The 25385-nt window shown below is 71.8% G+C and carries 18 protein-coding genes; 10 read left to right on the top strand and 8 right to left on the bottom strand.

All coding sequences use genetic code 11. From position 1 onward, the window contains the following. Window positions 1–32 precede the first annotated feature (32 nt). Window positions 33–2285 carry a transglycosylase domain-containing protein gene (locus tag ACIA8R_RS16760; RefSeq protein WP_397039243.1) on the bottom strand — a complete coding sequence of 751 codons (2253 nt, stop codon included), beginning with the start codon at window positions 2283–2285 and terminating at the stop codon, window positions 33–35. A 25-nt stretch (window positions 2286–2310) separates the two neighbouring features. Continuing rightward, window positions 2311–3621 carry a UDP-N-acetylglucosamine 1-carboxyvinyltransferase gene (gene murA, locus ACIA8R_RS16755; protein ID WP_357705410.1) on the bottom strand — a complete coding sequence of 437 codons (1311 nt, stop codon included), beginning with the start codon at window positions 3619–3621 and terminating at the stop codon, window positions 2311–2313. A gap of 189 nt (window positions 3622–3810) precedes the next feature. Between murA and ACIA8R_RS16750 the strand changes: the two genes are divergently transcribed. Beyond that, on the top strand, window positions 3811–4197 hold the full coding sequence (locus tag ACIA8R_RS16750) for a hypothetical protein (RefSeq protein WP_357705409.1): 387 nt from the start codon (window positions 3811–3813) through the stop codon (window positions 4195–4197). A gap of 13 nt (window positions 4198–4210) precedes the next feature. On the opposite strand, the gene ACIA8R_RS16745 is transcribed toward ACIA8R_RS16750, so the two are convergent. Together ACIA8R_RS16745 and dnaE are read right to left on the bottom strand one after the other, a co-directional pair. Then, on the bottom strand, window positions 4211–5581 hold the full coding sequence (locus ACIA8R_RS16745; protein ID WP_364091092.1) for an amidase: 1371 nt from the start codon (window positions 5579–5581) through the stop codon (window positions 4211–4213). A 107-nt stretch (window positions 5582–5688) separates the two neighbouring features. Continuing rightward, window positions 5689–9216 (bottom strand): DNA polymerase III subunit alpha, encoded by a 3528-nt coding sequence (gene dnaE, locus ACIA8R_RS16740; protein WP_364091095.1) that lies wholly within the window; start codon window positions 9214–9216, stop codon window positions 5689–5691. A gap of 169 nt (window positions 9217–9385) precedes the next feature. Between dnaE and ACIA8R_RS16735 the strand changes: the two genes are divergently transcribed. Both ACIA8R_RS16735 and ACIA8R_RS16730 read left to right on the top strand, forming a co-directional pair. After that, window positions 9386–10750 (top strand): amino acid permease, encoded by a 1365-nt coding sequence (locus ACIA8R_RS16735; RefSeq protein WP_364091097.1) that lies wholly within the window; start codon window positions 9386–9388, stop codon window positions 10748–10750. Window positions 10751–10927: 177 nt separating this feature from the next. Beyond that, the gene (locus ACIA8R_RS16730; RefSeq protein ID WP_397039042.1) at window positions 10928–12052 is read left to right on the top strand and encodes an SGNH/GDSL hydrolase family protein; all 1125 of its coding nucleotides are present in this window, start codon (window positions 10928–10930) and stop codon (window positions 12050–12052) included. A gap of 25 nt (window positions 12053–12077) precedes the next feature. Here ACIA8R_RS16730 and ACIA8R_RS16725 read toward each other — a convergent pair whose 3' ends face one another. Next, window positions 12078–12971, bottom strand: a complete 894-nt coding sequence (locus ACIA8R_RS16725) for a chorismate mutase (protein WP_397039040.1) — start codon at window positions 12969–12971, stop codon at window positions 12078–12080. Between the two features lie 286 nt (window positions 12972–13257). Here ACIA8R_RS16725 and ACIA8R_RS16720 point away from each other — a divergent pair, with 286 nt between their 5' ends. From ACIA8R_RS16720 to ACIA8R_RS16695, 6 genes are read left to right on the top strand one after another with little or no spacing between them, the layout of a single operon-like run. Continuing rightward, a complete protein-coding gene (locus ACIA8R_RS16720; protein WP_397039039.1) occupies window positions 13258–15024 on the top strand; it encodes a serine/threonine-protein kinase in 1767 nt (588 codons plus the stop codon). A gap of 10 nt (window positions 15025–15034) precedes the next feature. Continuing rightward, window positions 15035–16765, top strand: a complete 1731-nt coding sequence (locus ACIA8R_RS16715; protein ID WP_397039037.1) for a protein kinase — start codon at window positions 15035–15037, stop codon at window positions 16763–16765. Further along, on the top strand, window positions 16762–17625 hold the full coding sequence (locus ACIA8R_RS16710) for an AraC family ligand binding domain-containing protein (RefSeq protein ID WP_397039035.1): 864 nt from the start codon (window positions 16762–16764) through the stop codon (window positions 17623–17625). The genes ACIA8R_RS16715 and ACIA8R_RS16710 overlap by 4 nt, the downstream gene beginning before the upstream one ends. Before the next feature lie 10 nt (window positions 17626–17635). Continuing rightward, a complete protein-coding gene (locus tag ACIA8R_RS16705; RefSeq protein WP_357705400.1) occupies window positions 17636–18298 on the top strand; it encodes an AzlC family ABC transporter permease in 663 nt (220 codons plus the stop codon). Continuing rightward, window positions 18295–18606 carry an AzlD domain-containing protein gene (locus ACIA8R_RS16700; protein WP_357705399.1) on the top strand — a complete coding sequence of 104 codons (312 nt, stop codon included), beginning with the start codon at window positions 18295–18297 and terminating at the stop codon, window positions 18604–18606. The genes ACIA8R_RS16705 and ACIA8R_RS16700 overlap by 4 nt, the downstream gene beginning before the upstream one ends. A 9-nt stretch (window positions 18607–18615) precedes the next feature. After that, window positions 18616–19884, top strand: coding sequence for a protein kinase (locus ACIA8R_RS16695; protein ID WP_397039034.1), 1269 nt, complete (start codon window positions 18616–18618; stop codon window positions 19882–19884). Window positions 19885–19895: 11 nt separating this feature from the next. Here ACIA8R_RS16695 and ACIA8R_RS16690 read toward each other — a convergent pair whose 3' ends face one another. From ACIA8R_RS16690 to ACIA8R_RS16680, 3 genes are read right to left on the bottom strand one after another with little or no spacing between them, the layout of a single operon-like run. After that, on the bottom strand, window positions 19896–20825 hold the full coding sequence (locus tag ACIA8R_RS16690) for an RluA family pseudouridine synthase (RefSeq protein ID WP_357705397.1): 930 nt from the start codon (window positions 20823–20825) through the stop codon (window positions 19896–19898). Further along, window positions 20818–21414 (bottom strand): signal peptidase II, encoded by a 597-nt coding sequence (gene lspA, locus ACIA8R_RS16685; protein ID WP_397039032.1) that lies wholly within the window; start codon window positions 21412–21414, stop codon window positions 20818–20820. The genes ACIA8R_RS16690 and lspA overlap by 8 nt, the downstream gene beginning before the upstream one ends. Beyond that, entirely contained in the window at window positions 21378–21767 is a 390-nt protein-coding gene (locus tag ACIA8R_RS16680; RefSeq protein WP_357705396.1) for a TraR/DksA C4-type zinc finger protein, read from the bottom strand. Before ACIA8R_RS16680 ends, lspA begins: the two co-directional genes overlap by 37 nt. A gap of 449 nt (window positions 21768–22216) precedes the next feature. Here ACIA8R_RS16680 and ileS point away from each other — a divergent pair, with 449 nt between their 5' ends. Continuing rightward, window positions 22217–25357, top strand: coding sequence for an isoleucine--tRNA ligase (ileS, locus tag ACIA8R_RS16675; RefSeq protein ID WP_397039030.1), 3141 nt, complete (start codon window positions 22217–22219; stop codon window positions 25355–25357). Window positions 25358–25385: the final 28 nt, after the last annotated feature.

Genomic DNA, 25385 nt, shown 5'->3' with positions numbered 1-25385 from the left:
GGCGGGGCACCGGGTGCGGTGGCGCGTACGGGCTACCGGGTGCGGTGGCGGGGACGGCGGAACGCCGGCTCGGGCGGGCCCTGCCCGAGCAGCCACTCGAACAGGCGACGGTGGTGCCGGAAGAACGCGCGTTCGCCCTGCCGCCTGTTCTTCTTCTTGTCCTCCTCCTGCGCCTCGGCCTCCTTCAGGCCCGGCGTGAACCCGCCGCCGAAGCGGCCCATGTCCGGCCCGGGGAAGCCCCTCGGCTCGGTGTTGCCGAGGGCCTGCTGCATCGACTCGACCCAGATCGGGCCCGGCAGCGACGCCCCCTGCACCGCGCCGTAGTACTGGTCGCCGATCTGCACCCCTTGCAGCGGGTAGCGGTAGGAGCCCCGGATGTCCCCCAGGCTCACCGCCGCCGCCAGGTCGGGCGTGTACCCGGCGAACCAGGCCGAGGTGTAGCCGTTGTTGGTGCCGGTCTTGCCGGCGGCCGGGCGGCCGATGCTCTGCCCCTGCATGGTGCCCTTGTCGAACACCCCGGACAGGACGTAGTTGACGGCGTCCGCGACCGGCCGCTCCATGACCTGCTCGCAGGACGGCGGCACGTGCGCCCGCCGGCCGCTGCGGTCGGTGATCTCCACGATCGCCAGCGGACGGCAGTGCACGCCGCGCGCCGCGAACGTGGCGAAGGCCCCCGCGACCGTCACCGGGTCCATCTCGTTGACGCCCAGCGTGAACGTCGGCACCTCGCGCAGCGGCCCGCCGTCGGCCCGGACCGCGCCGAGGGCCTTGGCCGTCTTGACCACGTTGCAGAGCCCGACCTTGCGCTCCAGCATCATGTAGAAGATGTTGACCGACTTCCAGGTGCCGGTCTCGATGCTGTGCGGGCCGCCCGCGCCCTCGCCGCTGGCGTTGAGTATGCGCGTCTCCGGGTCGTTGACCGGGCGTCCGGCGCAGTTGCGGTAGCCCTGCGCGGGCACCAGCTCCCCCGGCGTCTGGAAGCCGTCGCCGAAGCGCCAGCCCTGCTGCAACGCCGTGGCCAGGGTGAAGACCTTGAACGTCGATCCCGCCTGGAAGCCCTGGCCGCCGCCGTGCGCGACGTCGGCGGCCAGGTTGAAGGTGGTCCTGGGCCCGTTCTTCTTGTTGCCGCGGTTGCGGCCGAACTGCTTGCTGGCCGCCATCGCCCTGATCCGGCCGGTGCCGGGCTCGACCATGGCCTCGGCGGCGACCTCGGTGTCCTCCGGCGAGACGTGCCGCTGGATCGCGTGCTCGGCCGCGCGCTGCGCGACCGGGTCCAGGCCGGTCCTGATCACCAGGCCGCCTCTGGCCATCCTGGTCCGCCGCTCGGCCGGGGTGTTGCCGAACGCCGGGTTCGACAGCAGCTCGTACTGGACGTACAGGCAGTAGTAGGGGTACGCGCTCTGCCCGCAGCCGCCCGGCTCGGGCCGCAGCCGCAGGTCCAGCGGCGCGTTCTTGGCGGCGTTCGCCTGGGCCTGCGTGATCAGCTTGAGCCCGGCCATGCGGTCCAGGACGAGGTCGCGCCGCTCCTTCAGCCGCGTCTCGTGCGAGCGGCCGAGCGAGGGGTCGGTCGAGTACGGCATCCGCACCGCCCCGGCCAGCGTGGCCGCCTGGGTCAGCGTCAGCTTGGAGGCGCTGGTGGAGAAGAAGCGCCGGGCCGCCGCCTCGACGCCGTGCGCGCCCGCGCCGAAGTAGGCGATGTTCAGGTAGCGCTCAAGGATCTCGTCCTTGCGGTACTTGCGTTCCAGGGCCAGCGCGTACCGCAGTTCGGTGATCTTGCGGGCCAGGTTGGGCGCCCGCGCTTTGTCCCGTTCGGCGTCAGTACGGGCGCTCTCGACCAGGATGTTCTTGACGAGCTGCTGCGTCAGCGACGAGCCGCCCTGCCGGATGCCGCCCGCCTGCGTGTTGGTGAGCAGCGCCCGCAGCGTGCCCCGGACGTCGAGGCCGCCGTGCTCGTAGAAGCGGGCGTCCTCGATGGCCACGATGGCCTTGCGCATCAGGGGCGCCACGGCCGCGAGCGGCACGGTCGTCCTGTTGGCCTCGTAGAACTGGGCGAACTGCCTGCCGTCCTTGTCCAGCAGCCTGGTCACCTGCGCCAGGGGCTCCTCGCGCGGCGCGGGCGGCAGGTCGACGAAGGTGTCGGCGACGTTCTTGGCGGCCAGGCCGCCACCGCTCACCACGGGAACGGCCAGTGCCGCCGCCAGCACCCCGCCGAGCGCCCCCGCCATGGCGAGGCCACCGATGGATCTGAGTACGGTCACGCAGATGATCTGCAACCAGCAGATCATCGTCAAACGCCCACTTCCTCGGTCTTTACCGTTCTCTTCGGATGTTCAGACCAAGCGAGACGAACTGCTCGTACGGCCGGTGGTACCCCCGCTCGATGTGGTGCACGCCGCGCAACGTGGACGTCCCGTCGGCCACAGCGGCGGCCAGGACGGCCGAGAACCCGGCCCTGATGTCGGGCAGCGTCACGTCGGCGCCCCTGAGCTTGGAGACCCCGCGCACCACGGCGGAGTGCCGGGCGTTGGTGTCGTGGTAGCGGCAGGCCGGCCCGCCCAGGCACTGGTCGAACACCTCGATCTCGCAGCCCATCCGCTGGAGCGCGGGCACGTAGACCAGGCGGTTCTCGAAGACCGTCTCGTGCAGCACCGACATGCCCTGGCTCTGCGTGAACAGCACCATGAGCGGCGTCTGCCAGTCGGTCATGAACCCGGGGTGGGTGTCGGTCTGCACGGCCGCCGAGCGCAGCCCCTCGGGCGGGGCGGTGGCGCACAGGTACTCGTCGTTGATGTCGAACTGGGCGCCCATCCTGGCCAGCGTGGTGATCGCGGTGACCAGGCGGTCCTGGGGACAGCCGTGCACGCGGACCTCTCCCCCGGTGACCAGCCCGGCCGCCAGGTAGGAGAACGCCTCGATGCGGTCGCCGGTCAGCCAGGTCGAGGCGCCGCGCAGGTGGTCGACGCCCTCGATGACGATCCGGCGGTCGGGCGACAGCTCGATCCGGGCCCCCATGCGCTGCAGGAACAGCGCCAGCTCCACCACCTCGGGCTCCATGGCCGCGTTCTTCAGCACGGTCTTGCCCTCGGCCAGCACCGCCGACATGAGGATCGTCTCCGTCGCCCCCACGCTGGGGTACGGCAGTTCGAGCCGGGCCCCGTTGAGCCGCTTGGCCTTGGCGGAGATGCCGTTGTCCCCCACCTCCACCTCGGCCCCCATCGCACGCAGCGCCTCCACGTGGAAGTTCACCGGCCGCCGGCCGATCGGGTCGCCGCCGACCAGCGGGACGAACGCCTCCCCCGCCAGGTGCAGCAACGGGCCGAGCATCAGGATGGGGATGCGGTTGAGCCCGGTGAACGCGTCGGGCACCCGCGGCCTGATCTCCGCGCCGCGCTCGATGCGGATCTCGGAGCCGGCGATCTCGACGTGGATGCCGAGCGCCTCCAGCATCGCGGCGGTGATGCCCACCTCGCCCACGTCCGGGGCATTGTGGATACTGCTCTCGCCGTTGCCGAGCATGGCGGCGACCATGTGCTTGGACACACCGTTCTTGGAGCCCCGTACGACGACGTCCCCGCGGAGGGGGCCGGAGGGCTCGATCATCCAGACCTCTTCTGCAATCACGAAGCGAGCCTAACCGGGAGATACCATCAAGCAGGTTCGGATGCAGTTGCGAGGGGGAATGGCGTGACGAGGGAAGTACGCGCTTTTGCGGTAACTGTCCTCCTACTCGCCACTCTCGGAGTCGCCGCCGGGCTGAGCTGGTCCGCGATCTCGCCGCGGGCTCCGTACCAGGTGACCGATCATGGCCTCGTGCTGGCCGACCTCACCACGCAGGCGCTGATCGCGGCCGACGGCTGGTTCGCGGTGATCACGGGCGCTCTTGGGCTGCTCTGCGGCGGTCTGGCGTGGTTCGGCGGGCGGCGGTGGATGCTGCCGGTGCTGCTCGGGCTGTGCGCGGGCGGGGTGGCGGGCAGCTTCCTCACGTTGTGGGCCGGGTCCACGTTCACGATCGGCGCGGTGGTGGTGGAGGCCGCGGCCGAGCCCGGGGTGCGGATCGTCCCCGGGGCGCTGAAGCTGACCGCCCAAGGGGTGCTGGTGGCCTGGCCGCTGCTCTCGGTCGGCCTGTTCGGGCTGCTCGAAGGCATGCACGGGTACCGCGAGTCGCCGTTGCGGCAGCCGTACGGGATCGAGCCCTAGACCTGCCCTGGACCTACAGCGGCGGGCGGCGCAGGCCGTGGCCGGTGGCCTGCTCGAACGCGCGGGCCACGCGCAGCACCCTGGCGTCGGCGAACGGCCGCCCGACGATCTGCACCCCGACCGGCAGCCCCTCGGGCGTGAACCCGGCCGGCACCGACGCCGCCGGCGCGTGCAGCACGCTGATCCAGTACGCCGAACGCATCCAGGCCAGGTAGTCGGGCAGCCGCTCGCCGTTGATCTCGCTCACGTGCGGCTGCTCCACCGGGAACGGCGGCACCTGGCTGACCGGCGCGATCAGCACGTCGTAGGTGTCGAAGAAGGCGGCCATGCGCTGGTAGAGGCCGCTGCGCAGCCGTTCGGCACGGGCCAGGTCGGCGCCGGTGACCGTGCGGCCCTGCTCGACGTTCCAGCTCGTGTTGGGGCCGAGGCCGGTCAGGTCGCCGAAGGACAGGGCGTAGTACCAGGCGCGGTAGATCCGGAAGGCGTCCTCGGCGTCGGACAGGTCCAGCGCGACCTCCTCCACGTGTGCCCCCAGCTCCTCGAACACGGCCGGCGCCGTCGCGGTCACCGCGGCCGTGCGCGGGTCCACCGGCAGCCCGCCCAGGTCGGGGCTCCACGCCACCCGCAACCCGCGCACCCCCTGCTCGGGCTCGGGCGCGAACCTCTCCTTGATCGCGAACGGCGAACGCGCGTCGAACCCGGCGACGGCCTCCAGCATCAGCGTGAGGTCGTCGACCGTGCGCGCCATCGGCCCCGGCACGGCGAGCGTGTACCAGGCGGCCGTGTCGGAGGGGTCGGGGACGCGGCCCGGCGTGGGCCGCAGCCCGACGACGTTGCAGAAGGAGGCCGGGTTGCGCAGCGAACCGCCCATGTCGGAGCCGTCGGCCAGCGGGACCATGCCGGTGGCCAGCGCCGCCGCGGCCCCGCCGCTGCTGCCGCCGGCGGACCTGCCGAGGTCGTAGGGGTTCCTGGTGGCGCCGAAGACCTCGTTGACCGTGTGCGAGCCGGTGCCGAACTCGGGCGTGTTGGTCTTGCCGACCGTGATCGCCCCGGCCGCGCGCAGGCGGCGCACGATCAGATCGTCCCGCTCCGGGACGTTCCCCGCGAACAGCGGCGACCCGTACGTCGTGCGGATGCCCGCGGTGTCCACCAGATCCTTGTGCGCGACCGGCACGCCGTGCAGCGGCCCCTCGGGCTCGGCCGCGTCAGCCGCCCGGGCCGCCGCCAGAGCCCGCTCGGCCACCAGCGTCACGATGGCGTTGACCTGGGGGTTGACCTGCTCGATCCGGTCGAGGTGGGCCTGGAGCAGCTCCACGGCGCTCACCTGCCCGGTCTTGACCAGGTGGGCCATCTCGGTCGCGGTCAGGTAGTGCAGTTCGCTCACCCTGCGATCCTGCCCCACCTCCCGGCCGGGACACGACGGCGACCTTTGCCCACCTCCCCCGCCCGGCTTGGCATCCGCCCACAAGCCGGGCCGGGAGGCCCGGCGGGTCAGGCGCCCAGGCAGGCCGGGCCGAGGAGTTGCTTGAGGTCGCCCATCAGCGCCGGGGACGGCGACACCCGGAGGCGGTCGTCGACCCGCATGACGGTCGTCTTCGGCCCGTTGTGCACCTGGAGGTGCACCTCCGAGGTGCCCGGATGCGTGGTGAGGATCTCCTTCAGCCGGCCGACCACCGGCGGCGTGCACCGGGTCAGCGGCAGGCTCACCAGCAGCGGCCCGCCCGCCTCCTGGCTCAGGTCGGGCGCGGTCACCTCCATGGCGATGATCTTCGCGACGTCCTCGCGCTTGTCGATGCGCCCCTTGACGAAGACGATCGCGTCCTCGGCCAGGATCGTCGAGCACAGCTGGTACGACGACGGGAAGATCATCACCTCGATCGCGCCTTCGAGGTCCTCAAGCTGGGTGAGCACCCACGTGTCACCCTTCTTGGTGACCTTGCGCTGCACCCCGCTCAGGATGCCGCCCAGCGTCACGACCTGCCCGTCGGCCCGGCTCTCGTCCTGGACGGCGGCGATCGAGCAGTCGGCCCCCGCGGCCAGGATGTGCTCCACGCCGAACAGCGGATGGTCGGAGACGTAGAGCCCGAGCATCTCCCGCTCGAACTGCAGCAGCGTGTTCTTGTCCCACTCCCCCACCGGGATCTGCACGTCGAAGGTCTGGTCCTCGCCGCCGTCGATCGCGCCGAACAGGGAGTCCTGGCCGATGGCCTCGTTCTTCTTGATGTCGATGATCGCGTCGACGGCCTGCTCGTGCACCATGACCAGGCCCTTGCGCACGTGGCCCAGCGAGTCGAAGGCCCCGGCCTTGACCAGCGACTCGATCACGCGCTTGTTGCACACGATCGCGGGCACCTTGCGCAGGAACTCCTTGAAGTCGGCGAAGCGGCCCTTGGACTTGCGCGCCGAGATGATGCCGTCGACGACGTTGCCGCCGACGTTGCGCACCGCCGACAGGCCGAAGCGGATGTCGGTGCCGCGCGGGGTGAAGTCGAAGTCGGAGTCGTTGACGTCCGGCGGGAACACCTTGATGCCCATGCGGCGGCACTCGTTGAGGTAGAGGGCCGACTTGTCCTTGTCGTCCTTCACGCTCGACAGCAGCGCCGCCATGTACGCGGCCGGGTGGTTGGCCTTGAGGTAGGCCGTCCAGTAGGAGATCAGGCCGTAGGCCGCCGAGTGGGCCTTGTTGAAGGCGTAGTCGGAGAAGGGCAGCAGGATGTCCCAGAGCGTCTTGACGGCGGCGGCCGAGTAGCCGTTGTCCTTCATGCCGCTCTCGAAGGACTCGAACTGTTTGTCCAGCTCGGCCTTCTTCTTCTTGCCCATCGCGCGGCGCAGCAGGTCGGCCTTGCCGAGCGAGAACCCGGCGACCTTCTGCGCGATGGCCATGACCTGCTCCTGGTAGACGATCAGGCCGTAGGTCGTGTCGAGGATCTCGGCCAGCGACTCCTTGAACTCGGGATGGATCGGGGTGATCTCCTGCTGGCCGTTCTTGCGCAGGGCGTAGTTGGTGTGGGAGTTGGCGCCCATCGGGCCGGGACGGTAGAGGGCGCCGACGGCCGAGATGTCCTCGAAGTTGTCGGGCCTCATCAGCCGCAGCAGCGAGCGCATGCCGCCGCCGTCGAGCTGGAACACGCCCAAGGTGTCGCCCCTGCCCAGCAACTCGTACGTCTTGCGGTCGTCGAGCGGCAGCTTCAGCAGGTCGATCTGCTCGCCGGTGGTGGACTCGATCATCTTCAGGCAGTCGTCGATGATCGTGAGGTTGCGCAGGCCCAGGAAGTCCATCTTCAGCAGGCCGAGCGTCTCGCAGGTCGGGTAGTCGAACTGCGTGATGATCGCGCCGTCGGAGTCGCGGCGCATGATCGGGATGTGGTCGGTGATGACCTCGCGGGACATGATCACGCCGGCGGCGTGCACGCCCGTCTGCCTGATCAGGCCCTCCAGGCCCTTGCCGAGGTCCATCGTCGCCTTGACGTCGACGTCTTCCTCGTAGAGCCTGCGCAGCTCGCCGGCCTCGTTGTAGCGCGGGTGGTCCTTGTCGAAGATGCCCGACAGCGGGATGTCCTTGCCCATCACGGCCGGCGGGAACGCCTTGGACACCTTGTCGCCCAATGCGTACGGATAGCCCAGGACGCGACCGGCGTCCTTGATGGCGGCCTTCGCCTTGATGGTGCCGAACGTGGCGATCATGGCGACCTTGTCGGCGCCCCACTTCTCGGTCACGTAGCGGATCACGTCGCCGCGCCTGCGCTCGTCGAAGTCGATGTCGACGTCGGGCATGGAGACGCGGTCGGGGTTGAGGAAGCGCTCGAAGATCAGGCCGTGCGGGAGCGGGTCGAGGTCGGTGATGCCCATCGCGTACGCCACCAGCGAGCCGGCCGCCGAGCCACGGCCCGGGCCGACCGGGATGCCGTTCTCCTTGGCCCACATGATGAAGTCGGCGACCACGAGGAAGTAGCTCGGGAAGCCCATCTGCTCGATGATGCCGATCTCGTAGTCGGCCTGCCGCTTGTGCTCGGCGTCGTAGCCCTCGGGCCAGCGCCGGTCCATGCCCTCCCAGACGGTCTTGCGGAAGAACTCGCTCTCCGTCAGCCCGTCGGGGATGGGGTAGGTGGGCATGAGGTTCTTGAACTCGAAGAACCCGGCCGGGTCGACCTTCTCGGCCACCAGGAGCGTGTTGCGGCAGCCCTCGGCCCACAGGTCGGAGGAGTCGACCGCGCGCATCTCGTCGGCGGTCTTGATGTAGTAGCCGGAGCCGTCGAAGCGGAAGCGGTCGGGGTCGGACAGCTGCTTGCCGGTCTGGATGCACAGGAGGGCGTCGTGGGAGGCGGCGTCGGACTCGTAGGTGTAGTGGGAGTCGTTGGTGACCAGCGGCGGGATGGCGAGCTCTTTGCTGATGCGGGTCAGGCCGTCGCGGACCCGGCGCTCGATGTCGAGGCCGTGGTCCATGATCTCCAGGAAGAAATTGTCCTTGCCGAAGATTTCCTGATATTTCGCGGCGGCCTTGAGCGCCTCGTCGTACTGGCCGAGCCGCAGCCTCGTCTGCACCTCGCCCGACGGGCAGCCCGTGGTGGCCATCAGGCCGTCCGAGTGCTCGGCCAGGATGTCGGCGTCCATGCGGGCCCACTTGCGCACGAAGCCCTCGGTGTAGGCGCGCGAGCTGAGCTTCATCAGGTTGTGCAGGCCGGTCTTGTTGCGCGCCCAGATCGTCATGTGGGTGTAGTAGCCACCCGCCGAGACGTCGTCCTTCTTCTGGTGCGGCTCGCCCCACAGCACGGGCTTCTTGTTGTGCCGCAGCTCCGGCGCGACGTAGGCCTCGATGCCGATGACCGGCTTGATGCCGGCGGCGGTGGCCTGCCGGTAGAAGTCGTACGCGCCGTGCATGTTGCCGTGGTCGGTGATCGCGATGGCGGGCATGCCCAGGTCGCCGACCTGTTTGAACATCTGCTTGAGCCGGGCGGCCCCGTCGAGCATGGAGTATTCGGTGTGCACATGCAGATGGACGAACGAGTCGCTGGACGACATGGAGCGGCGCCTCCCCGGGTCTGGATGCGATGGTGCGCTCCGACTCTAGTGGCCCGGACCGACATCCCGGAGCCGCCTCGCGCGCCCCGCGGAACCGGCGCGCCGGAAGCGTCGCGGCCACCGGCCTCGATATCGTCTCCCTCACGCAAAGTAATGAAGGAGACACCGGGTGCGCACGCAGTCCGACGAGGGGTACAGCCACGCGCTGGGCAACCGCCAGATCCAGATGATCGCGATCGGCGGCGCGATCGGCGTCGGCCTCTTCCTCGGCGCGGGCGGCCGTCTGGCCGCCGCCGGGCCCGCGCTCGTGCTCTCCTACGCCACCGCCGGGCTGGCCGCCTTCTTCGTCATGCGGGCGCTCGGCGAGCTGGTGCTCTACCGCCCGGCCTCGGGCTCCTTCGTCGAGTACGCGGGCGAGTTCATCGGCCCGTGGGCCGCCTTCGCCAGCGGCTGGATGTACTGGGTCAACTGGGCCTTCACCGGCATCGCCGAGCTGACCGCCATCGCCACGTACATCCATTACTGGGCCGGCGGCTTCCCCCAATGGCTGACGGCGCTGCTCGCGCTGGGGTTCGTGCTGGTGGTCAACCTGCTGTCGGTCAGGCTGTTCGGCGAGCTGGAGTTCTGGTTCGCGATGCTGAAGGTGCTGGCCATCGTGATCTTCCTGGTGGTCGCGCTGGTGCTGGTGGTGTTCGCCGTCGGCGCCGCCGGGCCGCGCAACCTGGTCGCGCACGGCGGCTTCCTCCCCACCGGCTTCCCCCTGGTGCTGATGAGCCTGCAGTCGGTGGTGTTCGCCTACGCCTCGATCGAGCTGGTCGGCATCACCGCCGGCGAGACCGCCCGGCCGCACGAGGTCATGCCGCGGGCGATCAACGGCGTGATCTGGCGCATCGCGATCTTCTACGTCGGCTCGGTGCTGCTGCTGGCCATGGTCCTGCCCTGGACGGCCTACCGCGCCGGCACCTCGCCGTTCGTCACGTTCTTCGCCGGGCTGGGGGTGCCGTGGGCGGCCGACGCGATGAACCTCGTGGTGATCACCGCCGCGCTCTCGTCCTGCAACTCGGGCCTGTACGCCACCGGCCGCATCCTGCGCTCGATGGCCACCAAACGGGAGGCCCCCGCCTTCGCCGCCCAGCTCAGCTCCCGCCACGTGCCGATCGGCGGGATCGTGTTCACCGCCGCCATGTTCCTCGGGGGCGTGGCGCTGTTCTACTACCTGCCCGAGCGCGCCTTCAACATCGCCACGGCGGTCGCCTCGCTGGGGGTGATCACCACGTGGGGGGTGCTGGTCTACTGCCAGATCCGGCTGCGCGCCACGGGGCACCGGTCGTCGTTCCCGATGCCGGGCTCGCCGTACACCAACTGGCTGACGCTGGGCTTCCTGGTGCTGGTGATCCTGCTGATGCCGTTCGCCGACCGCGATCAGCAGGTGGCCTTCTTCCTGATCCCGGCCCTGGTCGCGGGCATCGCGCTCGGCTGGATGGCCGTGAGCCGCCGCCGGCGGCTGCGGGAGGCCGCGCAGGAGGCGGGTTAGGCTCATCCGGGCAGGAGTCGCCGCTCGGGGGAGGCCACACTGGACAAGCTGGACGACACACTGGATCCCGCACTCGACGAGACGGCGACGGCCGTCCCCGCCGTCCCCGCCGTCCCCGGCGTCCCCGCCATCGGGCCGCCGGACACCGCCGGGCCCGCCCCCTCCCCCGTGTCCGCCGTGCCCACCAGCGTGCCCACCAGCGCGCCCACCACCGTGCCCGCCACCGTGCCCTCGGCCCCGGTCGGGGGCAGCGCGGAGCGGCGGCGACGGCAGGTCTGGCGGGTCGCGGCGGTGGCCGCGGCGGTGGGGGCCGTGCTCGCGCTGGCCGGAGTGCCGCTGGGCGTCTATCCGAAGCTCGCCTGCGCGGTGTTCTCCCCCGGCTGCCCGGAGGAGCCGCTCCAGGAGCCGCGCGGCAGGCTGCCGCGGCTGACCCGGCTGACGCCCGTCCAGGCGGCGCTGAGCGGCACCTACGTCGCGCTCGGCGACTCCTACTCCTCCGGTGAAGGCGTCTACGCGCAGGACGCGACACCGGTCAACGACGGCGCCGACCGCTGCCACCGCTCCCGGGGCTCCTACGTGCCGCTGGTGGCCGGGGCCCATCCCTTCAGCGGCGGCAGCGCCTTCTACGCCTGCAGCGGCGCCACCACCCGCCAGCTCCTGTCCGGCCAGCACGGCCAGCCGCCGCAGATCACCCGTGTCGGCCCGGCGGCCAGCCTGGTGACGCTCAGCATCGGCGGCAACGACGCCGGGTTCACCGACGTCCTGACGGGCTGCATCGTCAAGCTGCCCTGGTCGTCGGCCTGCGTCGACCAGGACGCCGCGGTCGCCCGGCGCATCGCCGAGCTGCGGCCCAGCCTGTCCAGGGTGCTCGGCGAGCTGCGCGCACGCGCGCCGGGGGCCCGGGTGATCGTCCTGGGCTACCCCAGGCCGTTCCCCGCCGCGCCGGTCCGCACGGTCGACAACCTGAGCGTGGCCGACCAGCGCTGGCTCAACACCGTCGCCCGCAGGCTCAACGACACCGTCGGCGCCGTCACCGCCGAGTACGACCGGGGCCTGGCCGGCCTCGGCGCCGCCGGCAGCGTGGAGTACGTCGACGCCTACGAGGCGTTCACGGGCCACGAGGCCGGCACGCCGCAGCCGTACCTCAACAGCCTGGCCGTGGACATGGACCCGCTGACCGTCAACGCCCGCAGCTACCACCCCACCGGCGACGGCTACCGCCGCTTCGCCGAGCTGATCAACCGGCAGATCACCACCGGCCCCGGCCGCCCGCTGCACAACTTCCGGCTCACCGACGGCTGAGCCCCGGCGGCCGGCCCGCCGGGGCTCAGCGGCGGGCGCGCTCCTCGGCCAGGTGGAGGCCCGCCTCGATGACCGCGTTCATGACGGCCGCCAGCCGCTCCTCACCCAGCTGCGGCGCCCGCGCCGCCATCCTGGCCACCAGCGCCCGCTCCCGCGCCAGATCCCGCCCGGCGAACCCGCCGACGGGCTTGAGCCGCTGCACGACGCCCGCCAGGGAGGCACGGCGCTCCAGGAGGGTGGCCAGCGCCGCGTCGACCCGGTCGATCGCCTCCCGGCACTCGGCCAGCGTGGCGGGCGACTCGGGCCGCAGCAGCGCACCGACCAGCGTCACGGCCTCCTCCGCGGCCCTCACGTCCGCCTCCGCGCCCTCCGGACCGCCGTCCTGGACGGACGCGCCGGAGCCGCCGGGCCCGGCCACCACGAGACCGTCGGCGCCCGCCGCCACGGCCGCCGCCGCCAGCCCCGGGTCGTGCGAGACGTCGGCCAGCACCGGACGCCCCGACGCGGCCCGCGCCGCCCGCAGCACCCCGAGGTCCAGCCGGCCTCCCTCGCACAGGACCACCTGCTCGTTGCCCTCGGCGGCGCAGTAGCCGGCCAGCCCCACCCATTCCTCCACCGACGCCGACGGCCGCCGCTCGACCACCACCGGCAGCCCGAGCCCGGCGGCGGCCCGCACCAGCGGGATGTCCCGCGTCCACGCGGACCCCACCACGACGGCGTCGGCCAGCGCCGCGATCGCCGGCAGGTCCGCCGCCGAGTACGGCTCCACCAGCGTGGCCCCCTCCCGCAGCGCCTCACGCGCGTCGAGCTGCCCCCGATGCGGGCGCAGGCTCACCCGCCCGCCGATCACCACGGCCGGGCCGTCACCCACGCGCAGCCCGCCTATCGTCACCATGTGCCGCTCCAAGGTCGATGTCATCTCGACTCCCCACTCGGGCCGGCCCAGCGAAGCCGGCAGGAAAACCAAAAAGGCAGAGACGGGGCGTCTCTGCCTTGTGCCGACTCCAGGTGGTCGCTAGCTGACGACCGGCCCTCCCGGAGCCGGCTCGGTAAAGGTGTAGCGACAAGTCATGTCTGAAACCTTACACCCGCCTCCACCTGCTGGACGTTCCTTCTCATATGCCGGACTGACCTTCTGGCGAGTCGCCGATGATCCCTCGCTATGGGAGTATTTCTTGGCCGAGAGGGAGGGTTTGAGGCCGTTGATGTCGGATCGCAAGCAGGACGGACGCCGCATCGCCGGCCGGTACGAGCTGCTGGAGCCCATCGGCAAGGGCGGCATGGGCATCGTCTGGCGAGCCCACGACGAGCTCCTCGACCGCACTGTCGCGGTCAAGGAGGTCCGCTACGCCGCCGCCTTGGGCGACGAGGTGCAGTTGCTCAACCGGCGCACGATGCGCGAGGCGCGGGCCGCGGCCAGGTTCGAGCACCCCAATGTGATCGTCGTCCACGACGTGATCGAGGAGGACGGCCGGCCCTGGATCGTCATGCAGCTGGTCCAGTCGCGCTCCCTGGGGGCGGTGATCAAGCAGGAGGGGCCGCTGTCGCCCGAGCGGGTGGCCGGGATCGGCATCGCCGTGCTCGACGCGCTGCACCGGGCGCACGAGTCCGGCGTGCTCCACCGCGACGTCAAGCCCGAGAACGTGCTGCTGGCCGACGACGGCAGGGTCGTGCTCACCGACTTCGGCATCGCCACGCTGGAGACCGAGACGCAGCTCACCGTGACGGGCCTGGCGGGCACGCCCGCGTTCATCGCGCCCGAGCGGCTCAAGGGGCTGCCGGCGCGCCGCGAGTCCGACCTGTGGTCGCTGGGCGCGACGCTCTACACGGCCGTCGAGGGCCGCTCGCCGCACGAGCGCGGCATGGCGCTGGCCACGATGCACGCCGTCCTGACCGACGAGCCCGACCCCGCGACGCACGCGGGCCCGCTGGCCGCGGTGATCAGCGGGCTGCTGGTCAAGGAGCCGGTGCAGCGCCTGTCGTACGAGGAGGCCGCGCGGATGTTGCGCGAGGCCGCCACCGCGTCGAGCGCGCCGGAGACCAGGCGCTTCCCCAGCCGGAAGCTGCGCGTCCCCCCTCCCGCGCCCGCCCCCGTCGAGGACGAGGACGAGGACGACACCCCGACCGACCCCGACCTGCCCGCCCCCGTGCCCACGCCCAGGAGCAGGGCCACCGGCACGCCGCCGCCCCCCGAGACCGGCCGGCGGCCCACGGTCTCGACCAGGGACGCCGCGCCCACGGGCGAGCCCACGATGGCCGCCCGCCAGGAGGGCCGCAGGTACGGGCCGATCGCGCTGGCGGCCGGGGCCGTCGTGCTGGTCGCCGGGATCGGCGGCTACCTCGGGCTGAGCTCGGCCCCTGACGACCAGGCGTCCAGGCCGCCGCAGGCCAGGCAGTCCGCCAAGGTGCACACCTCGCCCTCCGCGGCCGCCTCGGGCACCGAGTCGAAGCCCACGGCCACCGCCACCGTCACGCCGTCCTCCTCGCCCTCGTCCACGCCGGACAAGACGGAGGAGTCCGACCCGCTGCCCAGCGGCTGGAAGATGTACAAGGACAAGCAGCTCGGCTTCTCCATCGGGCTGCCCAAGGGCTGGGACGTCTGGGACCGCGGTGGCCGGCAGGTCAAGTTCAAGGGCCCCGGCGCGGCCTCGAACGCCTACCTGATGATCGAGGAGGCGGCCAAGCCCGGCAAGGACCCGTACAAGGACTGGAAGAAGCAGGAGCCGTCGCTCAAGAACAACTTCGGCGGCTACAAGAAGATCGGCATCAAGAAGGTCGACTACATGAAGGCCGCCGCCGACTGGGACTTCACCTGGAACACCAACACGGGCAAGACGCGGGTGCGCGACCGGGGCTTCATCACCGACAACGGCAGGGCGTACGCCATCTACTGGCACACCCTCAACAGCCACTGGAAGAAGGACTACCACTTCTTCGAGGGCTTCGCCGCGACCTTCAAACCCGCGAAGTAGGCTTCCCTGCGTGGAAAGGCAGGTCAGCAACCGGTATCGCCTCATCGAGCCCCTCGGCGAGGGCGGCATGGGGGTGGTCTGGCGTGCCTACGACGAGCTGCTCGACCGTACGGTGGCGATCAAGGAGGTCCGCTACACGGGCGTCGGTGACGCCCAGCGGGCCGACCTCAACCGCAGGACCATCAGGGAGGCCAGGGCGGCGGGCCGCCTCGACCACCCGTCGGTGATCGTCATCCACGACGTCGTCGAGGAGGACGGCCGGCCGTGGATCGTCATGCAGCTCGTCCGGTCCCGTTCCCTGGCCGAGGTGATCGGCGAGCGCGGCCCGCTCCCGGAGGCGCTGGTGGCGATGGTCGGCGGCCGGGTGCTCGACGCGCTGCGGGCCGCCCACGCCACCGGGGTGCTCCACCGTGACGTCAAACCCGAGAACGTGCTGCTGGCCGACGACGGCAGGGTCGTGCTCACCGACTTCGGCATCGCCGCCCTGGAGGCCGAGTCCGGGCTGACGGCGACCGGCGGGCTGGTGGGCACCCCGGCGTACATGCCGCCGGAGCGGCTCAACGGCGAGCCCGCCCGTCCCGAGTCCGACCTGTGGGCGCTGGGCGCCACCCTGTACGCGGCGGTGGAGGGGCGGCCGCCGTTCAAGCGCGACTCGTGGGCCGCGACGGTGGCGGCGGTGCTGCGCGACGAGCCCGAGCCGCCCGTGCATTCGGCGGCGTTGCGGCCGGTCATCATGGGGCTGCTGCAGCGTGACCCGGCGGCCAGGATGCCCGCGGGGGAGGCCGCGCGCCTGCTCCACCAGGTGGCGACCGGGCAACCCCTGATGGCCGACCAGACCCCGATGTGGTCGGCCCCCTTCGCGCCCCCGGCCCCCGCCCCGCACAACCCCCACGCCACTCCGAACAACCCCCACGCCGCTCCGAGCGGCCCCCAGCCCATGCCGGGCGGCCCCTACCCCGCACCGCAGGGCTCAAGGCCCGTCACCGATGACGGGCGCCCGCCGCACCGGACGGTCCCCGGAGCCCCGCGGCGGCGCGGCCGGTCGGCGTGGATCGCGGTGCCGGCCGCGGTGGCCGTCCTGGCGCTCCTGGGCGGCGGCGGCGTGCTGCTCTACCAGCAGTTGTCGGGCCCCTCCACGCCCACCCCGACGATCGGCGCCCAGCCGCCCGCCACCGACGTCCCCACCCCCACCCCCTCGACGCCGCCGTCGAAGGAACCGACGCCCACCCCCTCCGGTGACCCCACCGAGAAGCCGACGGACGAGCCCACCACCACAGCCCCGCACGTCCCCGCCGGCTGGCGCCCCCTCACCAGCGCCACCGGCCACTTCTCCATGGCCGTCCCCAGGACCTGGCAGGCCGCCAAGAACCCGACCAGGGACAGCATCCGCATCTCCGGCCCCGGCACCCCGGGCGTGCTGATCGTCGAGTGGACCGTCCCCGACATCCCCTGGAAGGACCCGGAGCAGCACTGGATCGGCCTGGAGAAGGAGATCAAGGCCAAGGGCGAGTTCGACCGCTACACCCGGATCGGCATCACCCCCACCGACTACCTCGGCCTGCGCGCCGCCGACTGGGAGTTCACCCGCATGCGCGAGGGCGAGCTCATCCACGTGATCAACCGCGGCTTCCACACCGCCGCCGGCCGCCCGTACGCCCTGTACTGGGAGACCCTCGACTCCCGCTGGTCCACCGACCGGCGCTGGTTCGACACCTTCGTCAAGACCTTCCGCCCGGAATGACGCCGGAGCACGACGGCGCGCGCGAACGGGCCCGGTTCTGGCGGCATCCGGCGGTCCCCGGGACCGACCTGCTCAAGGCCCGCTACGTCACCCATCGTTTCTCCCGGCACGTCCACGACGGGTACGCCATCGGGCTGATCGTGGCGGGCGTGGAGGAGTTCGACTACCGCGGCACGCTGCATCGGGCGGGCGCGGGCGAGCTGGTGCTGGTCAACCCGGACTCGGTGCACACCGGTCAGGCGGGCACGCCCGGCGGGTGGGCGTACCGGATGCTCTATCCGTCGGTGGAGGCGGTGGCCGGGATCGCGGCCGAGCTCGACGCGCCGCTCGCCACCCCGTACTTCCCCGAGCAGGTGGTGCGCGACCCGGAGATGGCGGCGCTGCTCGAACGGGCGCACCAGGCGGCCGAGCGCGGCGACGCGCTGGCCGCCTCCACCCTGTCGCGCACGCTGTTCGCCCGGCTGCTGACCAGGCACGCCGCGCCCCGGCCGGACGCGGCACCGCCGGGCGCGGGCCGGCAGGCGGTGCGCGAGGCCATGGCGCTGCTGCACGAGAGCCTGCTCGACCCGCCGACGCTGGAGGCGCTGGCGGAGGCGGTGGGGGTGCGGCCGTTCCCGCTGCTGCGCGCGTTCAAGGCCGTGACGGGCCTGCCGCCGCACGCCTACCTCACCTCGCTGCGCATCCGGCAGGCGCGCCGGCTGCTCCTGGCGGGGGTACGCCCGGCGCAGGTGGCCGCGGACGTCGGCTTCACCGACCAGGCCCACCTGAACCGGCATTTCAAACGCGTCGTGGGCGTGCCGCCCGCCGCCTACCAACGGGCCGCAGGAACGTACAAGACCGGACATTTGCCCAGTTCATAAACTTTTCTTCATGGAACAGACAACTCGCCGGTCCGCCGCGGTGCGGGACGGCCTGGGTGTGGGGCTGGCCGTGGGGCTGTCCGGCCTCGCGTTCGGCGCGGCGGCGGTCACCGCCGGGCTCAGCGTGCCCCAGGCGTGCGTGCTGAGCCTGCTGGCCTTCACCGGGGCCTCGCAGTTCGCGCTGGCCGGGGCCATCGGTGCTGGCGGTGACCTGGTGGCGGCGTCCGCGGGCGCGCTGCTGCTCGGCGGCCGCAACACCCTCTACGGCCTGCGCCTGGCCGACCTGCTGAACGTCCGCGGCCCGCGCCGCCTGCTGGCCGCCCACGGCGTGATCGACGAGACCACGGCCGTCACGCTCGCCCAGCCGGACGAGCCGTCGGCGCGCACCGGATTCCTCACCACCTTCGCCAGCCTGTACGTCGCCTGGAACCTCACCACCCTCGCCGGCGCGGTCGGCACGTCCTTCCTGGGCGACCCGCGCGTCCTCGGGCTCGACGCCGTGGGCCCGGCCACGTTCCTGGCCATCCTGTGGCCGCGGCTGGCCGCCAGCGGGCGGCTGCGGGTGCTGGCCGTGGCCGGGGCCGCGGTCGCGCTGGCGGCCAGCCCGTTCTTCCCGCCCGGCGTGCCGGTGCTGCTGTCGGCGGTGGCGGTGCTGGTGGTGATGGTGCGATGACGGTGTGGTGGGCGGTCGTCGCGGTCGGCCTCGGCTGCTACGCGCTCAAGCTGGCCGGGCTGGCCGCGCCGCGCCGGGTGCTGGACCATCCGGCGGTGCGCAGGTTCGCCGAACTCGTGCCGGTGGCGCTGCTGGCGGCCCTGATCGCGGTGCAGATGTTCACCGAGGACGGCAGGCCCGCCTTCGACCCGGCGCGTACGGCCGGGCTGGCGGCGGCCGTGGTCGCCCTGCTGCTGCGGGCGCCGTTCCTCGTCATCCTGGCGGCGGCGGCCGTCGTCACCGCGCTTGCCCGGATGTTTCTCGGGTAGTCGGCGTGCATGTCCGATTCTGCGGGGATGGTCGGGGGCCGCTACCGGCTGCTCAGGACGATCGGCCAGGGCGGTATGGGAACCGTGTGGCAGGCCCACGACGAGGTGCTCGGCCGTGACGTGGCCGTCAAGGAGGTGCTCCCGCCTCCCGACCTGAGCGGCCCCGAACGCGAGGTGTTCGCCGTACGCACGTTCCGCGAGGCGCGGGCGGCCGGCCGGGTGGCGCACCCGGGGGTGGCGGCCGTCTACGACGTGCTGGAGGAAGGCGGGCACCCGTGGATCGTCATGCAACTCGTGCACTCCCGCACCCTGGGCGAGATCATCCGTACCGGCGGCCCGCTGCCGCCGGGCAAGGTCGCCGCCATCGGGATGCAACTGCTGGAGGCGCTGCGCGCCGCGCACGCGGCGGGCGTGCTGCACCGTGACGTCAAGCCCGACAACGTGCTGCTGACCGAGGACGGACGGGCGGTGCTCACCGACTTCGGCATCGCCACCACCGAGGACGAGGCCCCCGTCACCAGGACCGGCATCCTCATCGGCACCCCCGCCTTCATGGCCCCCGAACGGGCGGCCGGCGGCCAGGCCAGGCCCGCCTCGGACCTGTGGTCGCTGGGCGTGACGCTGTACATGGCGGTCGAGGGCCATTCCCCCTTCCACCGGGACAACGCGCTGGCCACGCTCGGCGCGGTCATGCACGCCGAGCCCGAACCGCTGGCCCGCGCGGGCGTGCTGGCCCCCGTGCTCATCGGGCTGCTGCGCAAGAACCCCTCGCAACGCATGTCGCTGGAGGAGGCCGAGCAACGGCTGAGGCTGATCCTGACCGGCGGGCCGCTGGAGCAGACCGGCCCGGTCCCGGTGCCCCCGATGGCCGTGCGCCGCCCCCGCAGGACGCCGATCCTGGCCGTCGCGGCGGGCGCGCTGCTGGTGGGCCTGGTCACCGGCGGCGCGGCCTGGTGGACGAAGCAGTCGGACCGGCCGGTGCAGGGCCGCGCCCCGACGATCCCGGCGCTCGTCACCCCACCCGTCAGCGACGCGCCCAAGGACACGCCGAAGACCACGCCGAAGGACACGGTCACCGGCTCGCAGCCGCCCCCCGCCACCTCGCATCCCGCACGATCGGCCGACCCCTCGCCGCGCGGCGACCGGACCAGCGCCCCCGCGAAGAAGCCGACGCCCACCAGGTCCGCGACCGAGAAGGACGAGCAGCGGCAGAAGCAGGACGACGCCCCCTCCAGGTCCCCGGGCCAGATCGACCCGTCACAGGACGGCGAGGAGTAGCGCGCGTCCGCTCAGGAGTCGGCGGCGACGGCGTCGAGCGCCTTCTGCAGGTCCTCGGGGTAGTCGGTGCTGAAGGACATCCAGTCGCCGGTGGCCGGGTGCTCGAAGCCGAGCGCGACCGCGTGCAGCCACTGCCGGGTGACGCCCAGCCGGGCCGCGAGCGTGGGGTCGGCGCCGTAGAGCATGTCGCCGACGCAGGGGTGGCGCAGGGCCGACATGTGCACGCGGATCTGGTGCGTACGGCCGGTCTCCAGCTTGATGTCGAGCAGCGAGGCCGCCCGGAACGCCTCGATCGTGTCGTAGTGGGTGACCGACGGCTTGCCGCCCGCGACGACGGCGAACTTGCCCTCGCCCGAGGGATGGCGGTCGATGGGCGCGTCGACGGTGCCCCTGAACGGGTCGGGGTGGCCCTGGACCAGCGCGTGGTAGCGCTTGTCGACCGTGCGCTCCTTGAAGGCCCGCTTCAGCGCCGAGTACGCGTGCTCGCTCTTGGCCACGACCATCGCACCCGTGGTGTTGGCGTCGAGCCGGTGGACGATGCCCTGCCGCTCGGCCGCACCGCTGGTGGCGATCGTGTGCCCGGCGCCGAGCAGGCCGCCGATCACGGTCGGGCCGGTCCAGCCGACGGTCGGGTGGGCGGCCACCCCGATCGGCTTGTTGACCACGATGATGTCGTCGTCCTCGTAGACGATCGTCATGCCCGGCACCGGCTCGGCCACCGGCATCGGCGTGGTGACCGGCGGCGGCAGCGTCACCTCCAGCCAGGCGCCGGCGTGCACGCGGTCGGACTTGGCCGGCTGCCCGCCGTCGACCTGCACCTCGCCGGCGGCGATCAGCTCGGCCGCGCGGGTGCGGGAGAAGCCGAACAGCCGCGAGATGGCCGCGTCGACCCGCTCGCCCTCCAGCCCGTCGGGAACGGGCAGGCTGCGCCGCTCAGTCATCCTGGGCCTCCTTCCCGGTCGTGGTCTCCCTGGTGCCGTCGATCTGCACGTTGCGCCAGGCCAGCAGCACCGCCAGGATGCCGCCGCAGACGATCGCCGAGTCGGCGACGTTGAACACCGGGAAGTAGTCGATCACCGGGAAGTGACCGGGCAGCACCTCGATGAAGTCGACGACGTGCCCCTGCAGCTGCGACGACCGGCCGAACCCCGACGGGTAGCGCAGCAGCCTGTCGGTCAGGTTGCCGAGCGCCCCGCCGAGGAGCAGCCCGAGGGTGATCGCCCACGGCAGGCTGCGGAGCTTGCGCGCGGTGCGCACGATCGCCACCACCACGCCCGCCGCGATGAACGTGAACACGAACGTCATCCCCGTGCCGATGCTGAACGCGGCGCCCGAGTTGAAGATCACCCGGAACTGCAGGACGTCCTGGAGGACGACGAGGGGCGCCTTGCCTTCGAGCGTGCGCAACACGATCGTCTTGCTGATCAGGTCGGCCGCGTAGACGACGACCGCCAGCGCGGTGAGGATCGCGAGGAGACGTCCGCGCGGTCTGCCTACCGGCGTTCCTCCTTCTGCTTGCAGGCCACGCACAGCGTCGCCCTCGGGAACGCCTGAAGGCGTTCCTTGCCGATCGGCTTGTGGCACGATTCGCACACTCCATAGGTCCCTGCGTCGATCCTGGCGATCGCACGTTCGTTCTGCGCGACCAGATCGCGCGCATTCAGGGTAAGGGCGATCTCGCGTTCGCGCTCGTACGTCTTGGCGCCGGCGTCCGCCTGGTCGTCGCCCGCGCCCTGGGTGACGTCACCCGAGGCTATCTCCGACTCGTGGCGGAGGATGTCGGCCTCCAGCTCGTCGATCTCGGTCCGCAGCCTGCCGCGTACCTCGGCCAGCTCCTCTTCCGACCACATCGACGGTGTAGCGGTCTGCGTGACTGCCGCCATGGCTGCCTCCATGCTGATCAAGGCCGTGAATGGTGCGGGCAGCTTAGGATCCTCATAACGGAACGGCAAACGACCCGCCGGATGGTTTACCTCACCCGTACTATCCCGCCTCGCCCGTTCAACTCCTGCCCAGGCACGTCCATTCCCACAAATTTCCTCCCCGTGTACCAACGCGGTGTGCCGGCGCGGCGGGCGTCCGGGGGCTCTGGAAGTCTTCGGCCCCGCTCTGCGTTATGGTTTGAGACTGCAAGGCGTTGATGGGGCCCGCTGTGAGGGATATCACCCCGGAGCCGCCGGAAGAACGGCTCGGCAGAGCTCACTAGACCCGGCAGCAGGCGAATGAAGAGGGCCTCTCCCGAGGCCAAGAAGGGTGGTACCGCGGAGCCGCGAGGCTTCGTCCCTTCACGCAAGCCACAACCGGCCGCTGACGCGTGGAGGTCCTGCCCGACATGTCTTCCCCATCTTTCCGCTCTCTTCCCGCGCAGGTCGACCTGCCCGCGCTCGAGCGCGAGGTCCTCGACCGCTGGCGGGACGGGAAGATCTTCGAGCGGTCCGTCGAGCAGAACGCCGGCAACCCCTCCTGGGTCTTCTACGAGGGCCCGCCCACCGCCAACGGCCTGCCCGGCGTGCACCACGTCGAGGCCCGGGTGTTCAAGGACCTGTTCCCGCGCTACAAGTCGATGCGCGGCTTCAGCGTCCCGCGCAAGGCCGGCTGGGACTGCCACGGCCTGCCCGTCGAGGTCGGCATCGAGCGTGAGCTGGGCCTGACCGGCAAGAAGGACATCGAGGAATACGGCATCGCCGAGTTCAACGCCAAGTGCCGCGAGTCGGTGCTGCGGCACGTCGACGCGTTCGAGCAGATGACCGAGCGCATGGGCTACTGGATCGACCTGTCCCAGGCGTACCGGACGATGGACCCGTCCTACATCGAGTCGGTCTGGTGGTCGCTGAAGGTCGTCTTCGACAAGGGGCTGCTGTTCCGCGACTTCCGCATCACGCCGTACTGCCCGCGCTGCGGCACCGGCCTGTCCGACCACGAGCTGGGCCAGCCCGGCGGCTACGAGAACGTCTCCAGCCCGTCGGTCTACGTGCGCATGCCCGTCACGTCCGGGCCGCTGGCCGAGCTGGGCGCCGCGCTGCTCATCTGGACGACCACGCCCTGGACGCTGGTGTCCAACACGGCCGTCGCCGTGCACCCCGACGTCACCTACGTCGCGGCCAGGACCGCCGACGGCGAGGTGCTGGTGGTGGCCGAGCCGCTGCTGTCCGTCCTCGGCGAGGACGTCACCGAGGTGGCCCGCTGCACCGGCCGCGAGCTGGAGCGCACCCGCTACAGCCGCCCCTTCGACCTGGTCGACATCCCCGGCGCCCACTACGTCGTGCTCGGCGACTACGTCACCGTCGAGGACGGCACCGGCCTGGTCCACCAGGCCCCCGCCTTCGGCGCCGACGACATGGCCGTCATCAAGCGGTACGACATGCCCATCGTCAACCCGATCGGCCCCGACGGCCGCTTCCTCGACGACGTGCCCATGGTCGGCGGCCGCTTCTTCAAGGACGCCGACGAGGAGCTCACCGAGGACCTGCGCCGGCGCGGCCTGCTGTTCCGCGGCAGCCACTTCGAGCACTCCTACCCCCACTGCTGGCGCTGCCACACCGCGCTGCTGTACTACGCGCTGCCGTCCTGGTACATCCGCACCACCGCGGTCAAGGACCAGATGTTGTCGGAGAACGCCGGCACCAACTGGTTCCCCGAGACCATCAAGTGGGGCCGGTTCGGCGAGTGGCTGCGCAACAACGTCGACTGGTCGCTGTCGCGCTCGCGCTACTGGGGCACGCCGCTGCCGCTGTGGGTGTGCTCGGAGGACGAGAGCCACGTCACGTGCGTCGGCTCGCTCGAAGAGCTGGGCACCCTGGCCGGCCAGGACGTCTCCGCGCTCGACCCGCACCGCCCGTACGTCGACGACGTGACCTTCGACTGCCCCTCCTGCGGCGCGCCGGCCACCCGCGTGCCCGACGTCATCGACGCCTGGTACGACTCGGGCTCGATGCCGTTCGCGCAGTGGGGCGCGCGCGGCAAGCCCGAGGGCGTCTACCCCGCGCAGTTCATCTGCGAGGCCACCGACCAGACCCGCGGCTGGTTCTACTCGCTGATGGCGGTCGGCACGCTGGTCTTCGGCCAGTCCTCCTACGAGAACGTGCTCTGCCTCGGCCTCATCCTGGCCGAGGACGGCCGCAAGATGAGCAAGCACCTGGGCAACATCCTGGAGCCGATCCCGCTGATGGACCAGCACGGCGCCGACGCCCTGCGCTGGTTCATGGCCTGCTCCGGATCACCGTGGTCGGCCCGCCGGGTGGGACACAACACCCTGGAGGAGATCGTCCGCAAGGTCCTGCTGACCCTGTGGAACACCTCCTCCTTCTTCACCCTGTACGCCAACGCCGAGTCCTGGACGCCGGCCGAGCCCGCTCCCCCGGCCGCCGAGCGTCCGCTGCTGGACCGCTGGGTGCTGGCCGAGCTGCACCGGACGGTCGCCGAGGTCACCGCGTCCCTGGACGAGTACGACACCCAGCGCGCCGGCCGCCGCCTGGCCGACTTCCTCGACGACCTGTCCAACTGGTACGTCCGCCGCTCCCGCCGCCGCTTCTGGCAGGGCTCGCGCGACGCGTTCGCCACCCTGTACGAGTGCCTGGAGACGGTCACCCGGCTGATGGCGCCGATCACGCCGTTCGTCACCGACTACCTCTGGGACGTGCTGCGCGCGCCCGGCGCGCCCTCCTCCGTCCACCTGGCCTCCTGGCCGCAGGTGCGCGAGGACCTGCTCAACCCGGCGCTGTCGGACCAGATGGCGCTGGTCCGCCGCCTGGTCGAGCTGGGCCGCTCGGCCCGTGCCTCCTCCGGCGTGAAGACGCGGCAGCCGCTGCGCCGGGCGCTGGTGGGCGCGCACGGGTGGCCGTCGCTGCCCGCCGAGCTGCGCGGGCTGGTGGCGGACGAGCTCAACGTCCAGGCTCTTGAGGACATGTCCGGGTTCGACTCCGATCTCGTGTCGTACACGGTGAAGCCGAACTTCCGGGCGCTCGGCAAGCGGTTCGGGTCGCGTACCAAGCTGGTGGCCGCCGCGGTGACCGCCGCCGACGCCACCCGCGTGGCCCGTACGCTGCGTGGCGGCACCCCCGTCATGATCGAGGCGGACGAGCTCGGCGAGATCATGCTCGGCCCCGACGAGGTGATCGTCACCGAGCAGCCGCGCGCGGGCTGGGCCGTGGAGAGCGGCGCCATCGGCACCGGCACCGGCGAGACCGTCGCCCTCGACCTGGAGCTGTCCGACGAGCTGCGCCGCGCGGGCCTGCTGCGCGAGGTGATCCGCCTGGTCCAGGAGGCCCGCAAGTCCTCCGGCCTGTCGATCACCGACCGCATCGACCTGTGGTGGACCGCCTCCTCCCCCGACCTGGCCGCCGCCCTGCGCGCCGACGGCGGGACGGTCGCCGACGAGGTGCTGGCCACGTCCCTCACCGAGGGACCCGGGGAAGACCTCCCGGCCCACCACGACGAGGACCTGGGCCTGACCTTCCACCTCCGCCGCGCCTGACACCGCGCCGCCCTGGGCCCCCGCTCCG

The organism is Nonomuraea sp. NPDC051191, assembly GCF_044455665.1.
In the GTDB taxonomy this organism is placed as follows: domain Bacteria; phylum Actinomycetota; class Actinomycetes; order Streptosporangiales; family Streptosporangiaceae; genus Nonomuraea.
This window is presented reverse-complemented; position numbering and strand designations above follow the sequence as displayed.

Coding starts and splice junctions, on each gene's coding strand:
- ACIA8R_RS16690 (WP_357705397.1), bottom strand. CDS start 20,825: ATGACTGAGCGGCGCAGCCTGCCCGTTCCCGACGGGCTGGAGGGCGAG.
- ACIA8R_RS16720 (WP_397039039.1), top strand. CDS start 13,258: ATGTCGGATCGCAAGCAGGACGGACGCCGCATCGCCGGCCGGTACGAG.
- ileS (WP_397039030.1), top strand. CDS start 22,217: ATGTCTTCCCCATCTTTCCGCTCTCTTCCCGCGCAGGTCGACCTGCCC.
- ACIA8R_RS16705 (WP_357705400.1), top strand. CDS start 17,636: ATGGAACAGACAACTCGCCGGTCCGCCGCGGTGCGGGACGGCCTGGGT.
- ACIA8R_RS16695 (WP_397039034.1), top strand. CDS start 18,616: ATGTCCGATTCTGCGGGGATGGTCGGGGGCCGCTACCGGCTGCTCAGG.
- ACIA8R_RS16700 (WP_357705399.1), top strand. CDS start 18,295: ATGACGGTGTGGTGGGCGGTCGTCGCGGTCGGCCTCGGCTGCTACGCG.
- ACIA8R_RS16760 (WP_397039243.1), bottom strand. CDS start 2,285: ATGATCTGCTGGTTGCAGATCATCTGCGTGACCGTACTCAGATCCATC.
- ACIA8R_RS16710 (WP_397039035.1), top strand. CDS start 16,762: ATGACGCCGGAGCACGACGGCGCGCGCGAACGGGCCCGGTTCTGGCGG.
- ACIA8R_RS16680 (WP_357705396.1), bottom strand. CDS start 21,767: ATGGCGGCAGTCACGCAGACCGCTACACCGTCGATGTGGTCGGAAGAG.
- ACIA8R_RS16725 (WP_397039040.1), bottom strand. CDS start 12,971: ATGACATCGACCTTGGAGCGGCACATGGTGACGATAGGCGGGCTGCGC.
- dnaE (WP_364091095.1), bottom strand. CDS start 9,216: ATGTCGTCCAGCGACTCGTTCGTCCATCTGCATGTGCACACCGAATAC.